The sequence below is a fragment of the Methylorubrum podarium genome (assembly GCF_022179745.1).
GTDB lineage: Bacteria > Pseudomonadota > Alphaproteobacteria > Rhizobiales > Beijerinckiaceae > Methylobacterium > Methylobacterium podarium.
Map to the genome: position 1 here is coordinate 1 of NZ_BPRD01000420.1, position 10,301 is coordinate 10,301.

The following is a 10,301-nucleotide window of genomic DNA, read 5'->3' on the forward strand; positions in this document are numbered from 1 at the left end:
GAGATAGGTGTTGAGCGTGTTGGGCGCGACGTCGGGCAGGCGCCGCGCGATCTCGGCATGCGACAGGCCCTGCGGTCCGGCAGTCTCGAGAAGGGCCTTCAGCCGTCCCTTGGCCGAGTTGGCCCGCGGCCCGCGGCTGCCGCGCCCGCCGCCGCGCCCCGGACGCGCCTCGCCGGACAAGGCCGGCGCGGCCTGGCTCCCGTTGCCGAGGACGCCCTCCAGGGGCGCGCCCTCGACGATCGCCGCGAGCGACTTCTCCGCCACCCGGAGCTTGGCCAGTTCGATGGAGACGCGCTCGTACTCGACTTGGAGGTCGGCCATCCGCTGCCGGACGTCGGCCAGGGCCTTGGCCAGCGTATCGCCTTCAGTCATGACGCAATTCAATCCTCACGGGAAACATCCGGCCTACAGCCATAGCGGCCCGCCCGCGTCAACGGGGCCGGCCAGCCTCAATTGCCGGGCGCACGGCTCGGAGGCGGCAGCAGCTTGCCCGATTGATAATCCAGCGGGTGCGGCTTCGGTGGCGGCGCGTCCGGATTCTTGTTCCAGCCCCGCCGCCCCTCGGAGAGGCCGCACTCGACGAAGTGGACGAGCGGGTTGCAGCCGCTCTCGCGCACGTCGGGATTGGCCCTCAGGTAGCCCTCGGTGCTGAAACCGGCGCTTGGATCGCGTCCCTCCCGCCAGCCGTAATGGATGTAGTGGACGAGGGGACCCTGCGGGAACGCGCGCACGTCCGGATACCAGTAGAGGTAATAGATCGGGTCGAAGCCCGGGAGCGGCGTGCGGACGATCGAGGACGGTGCCCGCCGCGTCGTCAGGGCCGGCAACCGCGCCTTCTTCAGAAACTTCTTGACCGCGATCACGGCTCTCGGGACTCGCTTGGAAGGGGCCGCCTTTCATCGGCGGATCGTCCGCGTCTGTCCAGTGTCGCGGGGTGACATTCGAGGGCGGACGGCGTCATCATCGGCCGTCATAGCCGGCGGATCGCGCCCGTCGCCGCGAAGATGGGGATCGCCCAGGATCCGGGTAGACCTCGCAAACAAAACCGGGCAAAAGTGGCAAATCGCGCGGAGAACGCGAGGGCTGTGGAGGCGGTGTGATGCGGCGGCGGGTCGTCCTGCCCGTGGGGCTGGCGCTCGGCGTGGGTGCGCTCGGCGCGCTCGTGCTGACGGATGCCGGAGCCGGCCTGCGCGTGAATGCCGGCCCCATCTTCTCCGACCTGCAGGCGCGGTTGTCCAGCGCGATGACGCCGGCCGCGCACCAGCCGCCGGCCGCGAACGGTCTGTCGGCGCGGGTCGCCGTCGAGGGCGGCCGGGCCGTCGTGCGTCTGAGCGACGAGGAGCAGAGCCGGATCGGCGTCGAGACGGCGCGGCTCAAGCGGATGGCCCACCGCATCGAGGTGCAGGCCTTCGGCTCGGTCCTCGACCTCGCGCGGGTCACGGAACTCACCAACAGCTACGCCAGCGCCAAGGCGCAGCTGCAGACCGCCGAGGCCAAGACGGAGGTCTCGCGGGCGGCCTATGTCCGGGCGCGCAGCCTCGGCCAGTACGCGACGAAGGTCCAGCTCGAGACGGCCGAGGGCACCTTCCGCACCGACGAGGCGGCGCTCGCCGCGGCGCAATCCCAGCTTCGGACGCTCGCGGCCACCGCGCAGCAGGAATGGGGAACGGTGATCGGCCGCGCCATCGTCGAGCGCTCGCCGGCCATCACCCGGCTGATCGAGCGCACCGACTTCCTCGTGCAGGTGACGCTACCGCCCGGCGAGACGCTGAAGGCGCCGCCGGCCATCGCCCATGCCGAGGTCCCGCCGCAGAGCGAGCGCGTCACCCTGCGCTACGTCTCGCCCGCGACCCGGACCGACCAGCGCATCCAGGGCGTCAGCTACTTCTACACGGTGGCCGGCGACAGCGGGCTCCTGCCGGGCATGAGCACGCTGGCCTTCCTGACCTCGGAGCGCGAGACGACCGGCATCGCCGTGCCCGAGAGCGCGGTGGTGCACTGGCAGGGGAGCGCCTGGATCTACCGCAGCGTCGGCGACGACGCCTTCGCCCGCCATCCGCTCAAGGCCGACGCGCCGATCTCGGACGACGCCTACGTCGTGGACGATCTCGGTGCGGAAGCGGAGATCGTCGTGACCGGGCCGCAGGCCGTCCTGTCCGAGGAGCTGAAAGGGCAGATCCAGGCCGCCGACGCGGACGACGATTGAGCATGCTCGACCAGCCGCCCGCGCGCGGAACGGCGCGGATCGACGCGCCGCATCCGACATCCGCGACGCCCGCCCCTTCGGGCCTCCAGGCCGCCCTGGTGGCCTTCGCCGTGCGACGGCCCGGCATCGTCCTGGCGCTGGTCCTGGCGCTGTCCGTCTACGGCGTCGTCGCCCTGGCTTCAGCCAAGTACGACGTCTTCCCGGAATTCGCGCCGCCCACGGTGACGGTGCAGACCGAGGCGCCCGGCCTCAACCCGGAGCAGGTCGAGGTGCTGGTGACGCAGGCGCTGGAGGTCGCGATCGGCGGCCTGCCGGGGCTGGCGACGATGCGCTCGAACTCGATCCAGGGCCTGTCGGTGATCACCGCCACCTTCGCCTCCGGCAGCGACATCTACCGGGCGCGCCAGCTCGTGAACGAGCGTCTCGCCGCGGTGACGGCGCGGCTGCCGCAGGGCGTGCTGCCGCCGACCATGACGGCGCTGACCTCCTCGACCAGTTCGGTGCTCCTCATCGGCCTGACCTCGCCGACGCGGTCGCTGATGGACCTGCGCACGGTCGCCGACTGGCGCCTGCGCCTGCGCCTGCTCGCGGCCCCCGGCGTCGGCGAGGTGCTGGTCTACGGCGGCGACCTGCGCTCGATCCGCATCCAGGTCCGGCCGCAGGATCTGGTCCGCTTCCGCATCGGCCTCAACGATGTCCTCGCCGCCGGCCGCAAGGCGACGGGCGTGCGCGGGGCGGGCTTCGTCGACACGATCAACCAGCGCATCACCCTGCAGACCGAGGGGCAGTCGCTGACCCCGGAGGCGGTCGCGCGCACCGTGCTCATCAACGAGGGCGGGGCGAGCGTGGTGCTCGGCGACGTCGCCGACGTCGTGGCCGGGCCGGAGCCGGCGATCAGCGCGGCCCTGGTCGACGGCAAGCCCGGCGTGCTGCTGATGGTCGGCGCGCAGTACGGCGCCAACACCCTCGAGGTGACGGCGGGGGTCGAGGCGGCGCTCGCCGAATTGCGTCCCGGCCTGGAGCGCGACGCCATCGCCCTGCGCACCGACCTGTTCCGGCCGGCGAACTTCGTGACGCAGGCCACCAACAACGTCGTCCAGGCGCTCGCGCTCGGCGGCATCCTCGTCGTCGTCGTGCTGTTCGTCTTCCTGGCCGACTGGCGCACGGCGCTGATCAGCGCCACCGCGATCCCGCTCTCGCTGATCGGCGCGGTGCTGGCCCTCGGCCTGTTCGGCCAGAGCCTCAACACCATGACGCTCGGCGGGCTGGCCATCGCCATCGGCGAGGTCGTGGACGACGCGGTGATCGGCGTCGAGAACGTGATGCGCCGCCTGCGCGAGAACCGGGGCGCCGCGGTCCCCCGGCCCGGCGCGCGGGTGGTGCTCGACGCGATCCTGGAGGTGCGCGTCTCGGTCGCCTACGCCACCTTCGCGGTGCTGCTGGTGTTCCTGCCGGTGCTGGCGCTGACCGGCGTGCCCGGTCGGCTGTTCGGGCCGCTGGCGCTCGCCTACATCCTCGCCGTGCTGACCTCGCTGGCCGTGGCGCTGACGGTGACGCCCGCGCTGGCCCGCCTGCTCCTCGCCGGGCGCACGAACCTGCCGACCCGCGAGGCCCCGGTGAGCCGCCGCGTGCGGAGCCTCTATGTCCGCGGGCTCGCCCGGCTCAACCGCCACCCGCGTCTCGTCTTCACCGCCAGCCTCGTCCTGACGCTGGCGGCGGCGCTGCCGGTGCCGTTCTTCGGCGGCGTGTTCCTGCCGGACCTCAAGGAGGGCCACCTCATCCTGCACATGGCCTCGGCGCCGGGCACCTCGCTGCAGGAGACGTTGCGGCTCGGCGAGCGCGTCGCGGCGGGGCTGAAGGCGGTGCCGGGCGTGCGCGCGGTCGCCCAGCAGGTCGGGCGCGCCGAGGCCGGCTACGATCTCGGCGGCACGCATGACAGCGAGATCCATATCGATCTCGAACCAGGCCTCGACGGCGCGGCCCAGGAGCGGGCGGAGGCCGGCATCCGCGCGCTGATGGCGGCGACGCCCGGGGCGAGCTTCTCGCTCAAAACCTTCCTGACCGAGCGCATCGAGGAGGTCGTCTCGGGCTTCACCGCGCCGGTCGTGGTCAGCGTCACCGGCTCGAATCTCGATCGGATCGAGGCCACCGCCCGCGACGTGGCGCGCGAACTCGCCGAGGTGCGCGGCGCGGCCGACGTCCAGCTCAAATCGCCGCCGGGCCTGCCGCAGATCAATGTGAGCCTGCGCCCGACCGACCTGCGCCACTGGGGCCTCGACGCGATCGAGGTCCTGGAGATCGTGCGCACCGCCTATCAGGGCGACATCGTCGGCCAAGCCTACGAGGGCAACGCCGTGTTCAACGTCGTCGTCGTGCTCGAACCGGCCGTGCGCACGCGCCTCTCGACGCTGGGCAACCTGCCCCTGCGCACGCCGAGCGGAAGCTATATCCGCCTCGCCCAGGTGGCGGACATCTACGAGACCGCCGGCCGCTACGCCGTCGGCCATGTCGGGGCGCAGCGGGTGCGGGTGGTGACGGCGAATGTGGAGGGCCGCGACGTCGCCTCCTTCACCGAGGCGGCGAAGCGGAAGATCGCCCGCGAGGTCGCGCTGCCCTCGGGCATCGATATCGGCTTCGGCGGCGCGGCCGAGACGCAGGCCAAGGCGCGGCGCGAACTCGCGCTCTACACCGGGCTGGCCGGTCTCGGGATCGTGCTGCTGCTCCTCGTCGTGACCGGTTCGCTGACCAACCTCGTCCTCGTCCTCGTCAACCTGCCCTTCGCCTTCGTCGGCGGCGTGCTGGCGGTGGCGCTCAGCGGCGCGGTGATCTCGCTTGGGTCGATCGTCGGATTCGTGACGCTGTTCGGCATCTCGCTGCGCAACACCATCATGATGATCGCCCACTACGAGCACATGGTGCTGGCCGAAGGCCGTCCCTGGACCGAAGCGGCCGCCATCGAGGGGGCGGCCGACCGCCTCGTGCCGATCCTGATGACGTCCCTCGTCACCGGCCTCGGCCTGCTGCCCCTGGCGCTCGGGGCGGGCGAGCCCGGCCGCGAGATCGAGGGGCCGATGGCGCTCGTCATCCTCGGCGGGCTCGCGACCTCGACGGTGCTCAACCTCGCCGTACTGCCGATGCTGGCGCTGCGGTTCGCCCGGTTCAAGCCGGCGGAACGGGCACTGTGATCGTCGGTCTCAGCGCCAGTATCACTTCGCTCTTCGACACCGAGCCGGCGCGATGCCACGGTTTTCCGGTCCTTCCCCTCATCCTGAGGTGCGGAGCGAAGCGGAGCCTCGAAGGAGGGCTCCAGGGATCGCGCGACCTCTGGAGCCCTCCTTCGAGGCTGCTTCGCAGCACCTCAGGATGAGGGGAGTTGATCGGATCAGCCCGTCAAACAAGCCCTCAAAAATGCCTCCGGCGCCGTACGGCGCCGGAGGATCGTGCGGCCCGGCCGTGCGTCTCACGGGACCGGCTCAGAAGGCGGCCTGCCGGGTCCTCACCTGATCGGAGGGCGTATCGATCCACTGGACCGAGCCGGGGAGGGCGAAGCCGCCCTGGCGGTGGACCGAGAGATCGCTGGTCGCCAGACCCTGGGTCTCCAGGGCGAGCGCGCCGACCGTCTTGACGTTGTGGACGCCGCCGACCTCGTCGGCGCGGGCGGAGGCCGTCGCGAGAGCGGTGAGGGCCAGCGCGGCGGTGGTGAGCGAGAGAAATGTCTTGGACATTGAGATCAGCCTCGTTTTTCGGCGGCGGGCTCCCCGTCGCTTCGTGAGACTGTATGTGCTGGACCGACGCCCATGAATCAAATGGATCGATTTCATAATGCGCATCGATCACGTGCATCTCGGTCGCCTCGATCTCAACCTGCTCGTCGCCCTCGACGCGCTGCTGACGGAGCGCAGCGTGACGCGGGCAGCTGGGCGGATCGGCATCAGCCAGTCGGCGATGAGCCATGCCCTAGGACGGCTGCGCGCCGCCTTCTCGGATGAGTTGCTGACGCGCGCCCCCGACGGGATGCGGCCGACGCCGCGGGCGCTGGCGCTGATGGCGCCGGTGCAGGCGGCGCTGTCTCAGATCCAGGAGATCACGCGGCCGCCGGACGCGTTCGATCCGGCCACGGCCGACCTCACCTTCTCCCTCGGCATCCCGGATTCGACCGAGGTGCTGCTGATGCCGACGCTCATCGCGCATCTGCAGGCGGTGGCGCCGGGCGTGAAGCTCCTGCTGCACACGGTCGATCGGCACCGCATCCTCGACGATCTCGATACGGGGCGGGTCGATCTCGGCATCGGCGTGTTCGAGCAGGGCCAGACGCACCACAAGCGCCGGATCCTCAACAAGGAGAGCTACCTCTGCATCTTCAACGCCGAGCTCGTCGGGGTGAGCGCGCCGATCTCGCTCGACGACTACGTGCGGCTTCCCCACCTGCTGACCAGCCTCGTGGAGAGCGCCCACGGCGTCGTGGACGACGCGCTGGCCAAGATCGGTCGCAAGCGCGTCATCGCCCTGACCTCACCCCGATTCTCGGTGATGCCCTTCGTGGTGCGGCAGGCGCCGGTCATCGCCACGATGCACGCGCGGCTCGCGCGCTTCTTCGCCGACAGCATGGGCCTGACCGTCAGCCCGGCGCCGATCGCGCTGCCGGACGTCTCCATCTCGATGATCTGGCACGCCTCGAACGACACCGTGCCGAGCCAGCGCTGGCTGCGGGAGACGATCGTGAAGCTGCGCCGGTCCGACCTCCGGCCGCAGGCTGTCGGCCCTCAGCCCTGAGACGTCGTGATCGGGGGAGTTTCCGTCCGCTCCTCGACGGCTCCGTCGTCTTAGGGCCGGAAGAGGGAGAGCACGGCCTGGCTCGAAGCGTTGGCGATCGAGAGCGCCTGGACGGCGAGTTGCTGCTGCGTCTGGAGCGCTTTCAGCCTCGTCGATTCCTCCTCGATATCGGCATCGACCAGGATGCCGATCGTGCGGTCATTGGCCTTCATCAGGGTGTCGAGGAAGCTCCGCTGCCCCTCGATCTGCGTGCGGCTCGCGCCGAGGCGTACGCCGGACTCCGTCACGCGGGCGATGGCCCGCTCGACCGTGTCGATCGCCCGGGCAAGGGCCGCGTCCGCGGCGGTGCCGCTGCCGATCGCCGTCAGGTCGATCGTGTCTACCGAGACGCCGCTCGCGGGATCGACCGTATCGAGGAGACCGCGGGCCGCCACCGTCGCGGCATCGGAGCCGGCGGCCACGCGATGGTCGCTCGCGCCGGCGCCGAAGCCGAGGGTGACGTCGGCACCGCCCGTGCCCGTCACCGAGACATCGTCGAGATACCACCAGTTGGTATCCTGCCGCGCCTCGAAGGTCAGGACGGAAGTCGGCCCCGTCGCCGTGACCGTGACGTGGTATTCGATGAAGGGCCCGGCCGGGTCGGCCCCGCGGGCGACGACGGTGGCGCCGTTCCAATCCGCCTTGAAGAAGTTGCTGGTCCCGCCGGGATCGTTCTTGAGCCAGAAGCTCAGCAGGTAGGACTGCCCGGGCACCGTCGCGAGGGTCTGCGAGACGGTCGTCGGCGTGCCGCTGGTTCCCATGGCGTAACCGGCCGTCCCGGACCGAGCCGGCGCTCTGACCTGATTCCAGGATGTGTTGGCCCCGACCGTCCAGGCCGCCAAGCCGGCCTCGAAGCCGCCATTCACCGCGAGATCGACACCTGGCCCCGACGCGCCGGTCCGGTCGAGGGCGAGGGTCCGGCCCGCGCCCGCTTCCGTCGTCTCGAACCAGAGGCGCCCGGCCTCGTCGAGGCCGGCATGAACGGTGCCGGCGAGATCCGGATCGGCGGCGATCAGGTTGTTGATCGCCCGCACCAGCTCGTCCGGGGTGACCGCCGTCAGGTCGCGGGCTGCCGAGATCATGGTCGCCCCGCTGAGCACGATCGGGCGCGCCGGCGCACCGTCCACGCTCAGGTCGAAGCGCACGGAGGCGGTGCCGCTCAGGTCCGTCGCGCCGGGGATCGCCGCGCCGGCGGTGATGCGGGCCGGGGTCGCGGGCACGGTGACCTGCGCGGTACCGGCATCGTAGAGGGCGATCGCGCCTGACTCGATCGGGATGCTGGAGGTTCGGACGGCGCCCGACGCGTCGCGGGTGAAGCCGGACACCACCTGCCGGACGCTCCGCCCTCCCGCCGCGGAATCGATGGCGAGCCAGCTCTCGTCCGTCGTGCCGGAGGCGCGCGCGGTGGCCCGCATCCGGTCCTGGATGGCCCCGACCTCGGTCTGGACCTTGGCGCGGTCGATGCCCGGCTGCAGCGCCGTCTGGAGCTTGGCGCGCAGGCTCCGCAGGTCGGCGAGCACGGAGGACGTGCCCTGATAGGCCGCGTCGACCGCGGCGGCGCCGAGGCCGAGCGTGTCCCGGATCGCGGAGAGCACCGCGTTGTCGGTGCGCATGGTGGTCGCGATCGACCAGTAAGCGGCGTTGTCGGAGGCGCTGGAGGTGCGCTGCCCCGTGGAAATCCGTCGGCTCGTGATGTCGAGGTTATGAGTGATGCTCTTGAGCGTCGTTAAAGCTGACATCGAAGAGATGTTCGTCAACAGGCTGGTCACGCTCAACCCCGGAACATCCGCCCAAGCAATTCTTGTATTTCTCAAATGACAGATTTATCGCATTTCTGCGAGATCAATTGCCAGTTCCGAGAGTGTAAGTGTCTGCACTTTAAAGACGGTTAATGGGAGTCCATGGCAGTGCAAGCGCTCCCTGAGATCGAGCCTCGCTTCGATACAAAAGTTCGCGATACGCTGCTGGCCGGCGCCGCGAAGCGATCCCGCTCAATCTGCAGCAGAAGGATCGGAGTCGGAAAAATCCGCAGGCTCCCGATCGACCCCGACCGGCATCGGACAGGGAAAACAACCTTGGCGCTGCTCTCAAACCGGTCCGGTACGGCGGCTTGGAATGGTCGGAGTGGCCGGACTTGAACCGACGACCCCCTGTCCCCCAGAAAGGATGATTACACTGAAAAACAACACATTTTGCGCAAAAGAAGGAAATTTGTCAGATAGGATTATCGGTATCTTAGCCGGACTTAGCAAAGCGAAAACTACCCCGCAGACGGCCAGATTGCGGGCACGAAAAAAGCCCCGAGGCCGAAGCCCCGGGGCGGTGCGTGGACGGCTGTGGATAGCGGGGATCAGCCGGGCGGTCGGCCGGTGATTGCCTGAAGCATTTCGCGCCGCGTCTCCTTCATCTCGTCGCGCACTGAAGACACCAGATCATCGATCCGCCGCTCAAGCCGGGTGATGACGTCGCCGGTCACGTAGGTTCGGGCGACCTCGATCTTGAAGGCGTTGAGCTTCTCGTCGAGCTGTCGGATCTCGATCTTCGCCGCCGCCATGTCGATGGTCAGCGGGGACACCGCGTCCTTCGTTCCGGCGCGCAGCTTGCCCGTGATCCAGTCAGCGAGCTTGGCGAGGCCGACGAGAAACAGGGCGAGCGCCACGACCTGCGTCCAGGAGATCGGGCCGGCGGCGAGGAACGAGGTGTCCATAGCGGGCATCCTTGCGCGCCGGCCAGGCCGATCGCGTGGGTGACCCTCCCCCGCAGCGGGGAGGGGATCGGGTATCAAGGGAGGGCTACTTCGCGAGCACCTGCGGGACGATCTTGTCGACCGAGCGGGCGAGCATGTACGCGCCGATCCCGACCGAGAGCAGCGACCAGAGATCTTCCGGCACGCCCTTGAGCGCGGCGATCGTCTCGGCCTGGAGACCGATCATCGGCGAGGCGACGCCCACCCACGTGATCATGGCGAGCGCCCAATAGACCACGATCGGCCGGGCGTTGCGGGCCATGGCGCTTTCCGAGGAGGCGTCGGCCTTCATCACGTCGGCCATGGCCTTGTTCAGGTCGGCCTTCTGATCGAGCATCGCCCGCTGCAGTTCGGCCTGCGCCTCCGCGCGCTTCCCCTCGTCCGGGATGACTTTCTAGAGGACGGGCCCGAGGACCTGCATCAGGACCGGGAACAGGGTGAGGAACGCGCCCACGGTCAGGCCCCCTTGGTCATGTTGGTGCGGACGGTCTCGCGCAGGCGCGCGAACCAGGATGCGGACGGCGCCGGGCTCGGCGC

9 protein-coding genes are annotated in these 10,301 nt (G+C 69.9%); 3 read left to right on the forward strand and 6 right to left on the reverse strand.

Going from position 1 to position 10,301, the window contains the following annotated elements; all coding sequences use genetic code 11:
• Together MFF42_RS19740 and MFF42_RS19745 are read right to left on the reverse strand one after the other, a co-directional pair.
• A partial coding sequence (locus MFF42_RS19740) for a hypothetical protein (RefSeq protein WP_238257276.1) occupies positions 1-372 on the reverse strand: 372 nt, incomplete at its 3' end.
• 77 nt (positions 373-449) lie between these two features.
• Positions 450-863, reverse strand: coding sequence for a hypothetical protein (locus MFF42_RS19745; RefSeq protein WP_238257277.1), 414 nt, complete (start codon positions 861-863; stop codon positions 450-452).
• A 236-nt stretch (positions 864-1,099) separates the two neighbouring features.
• On the opposite strand from MFF42_RS19745, the gene MFF42_RS19750 reads away from it, so the two are divergent.
• A complete protein-coding gene (locus tag MFF42_RS19750) occupies positions 1,100-2,206 on the forward strand; it encodes an efflux RND transporter periplasmic adaptor subunit (RefSeq protein WP_238257278.1) in 1,107 nt (368 codons plus the stop codon).
• Between the two features lie 2 nt (positions 2,207-2,208).
• Positions 2,209-5,391 (forward strand): efflux RND transporter permease subunit, encoded by a 3,183-nt coding sequence (locus tag MFF42_RS19755; protein ID WP_238257279.1) that lies wholly within the window; start codon positions 2,209-2,211, stop codon positions 5,389-5,391.
• A 288-nt stretch (positions 5,392-5,679) separates the two neighbouring features.
• Here MFF42_RS19755 and MFF42_RS19760 read toward each other — a convergent pair whose 3' ends face one another.
• Complete coding sequence (locus tag MFF42_RS19760) at positions 5,680-5,931, reverse strand: hypothetical protein (protein WP_238257280.1); 252 nt, start codon at positions 5,929-5,931, stop codon at positions 5,680-5,682.
• Between the two features lie 97 nt (positions 5,932-6,028).
• Between MFF42_RS19760 and MFF42_RS19765 the strand changes: the two genes are divergently transcribed.
• Complete coding sequence (locus MFF42_RS19765; RefSeq protein ID WP_238257281.1) at positions 6,029-6,979, forward strand: LysR family transcriptional regulator; 951 nt, start codon at positions 6,029-6,031, stop codon at positions 6,977-6,979.
• Between the two features lie 50 nt (positions 6,980-7,029).
• Here the strand turns inward: MFF42_RS19765 and MFF42_RS19770 are convergent, their stop codons facing one another.
• The 3 genes from MFF42_RS19770 to MFF42_RS19780 all read right to left on the reverse strand — a co-directional run bounded on the left by MFF42_RS19770 (position 7,030) and on the right by MFF42_RS19780 (position 10,152).
• A complete protein-coding gene (locus MFF42_RS19770; RefSeq protein WP_238257282.1) occupies positions 7,030-8,757 on the reverse strand; it encodes a flagellin in 1,728 nt (575 codons plus the stop codon).
• A gap of 611 nt (positions 8,758-9,368) precedes the next feature.
• Positions 9,369-9,725, reverse strand: a complete 357-nt coding sequence (locus MFF42_RS19775; RefSeq protein WP_238257283.1) for a hypothetical protein — start codon at positions 9,723-9,725, stop codon at positions 9,369-9,371.
• Positions 9,726-9,810: 85 nt separating this feature from the next.
• The gene (locus tag MFF42_RS19780) at positions 9,811-10,152 is read right to left on the reverse strand and encodes a 3TM-type holin (RefSeq protein ID WP_283206898.1); all 342 of its coding nucleotides are present in this window, start codon (positions 10,150-10,152) and stop codon (positions 9,811-9,813) included.
• Positions 10,153-10,301 lie beyond the last annotated feature (149 nt).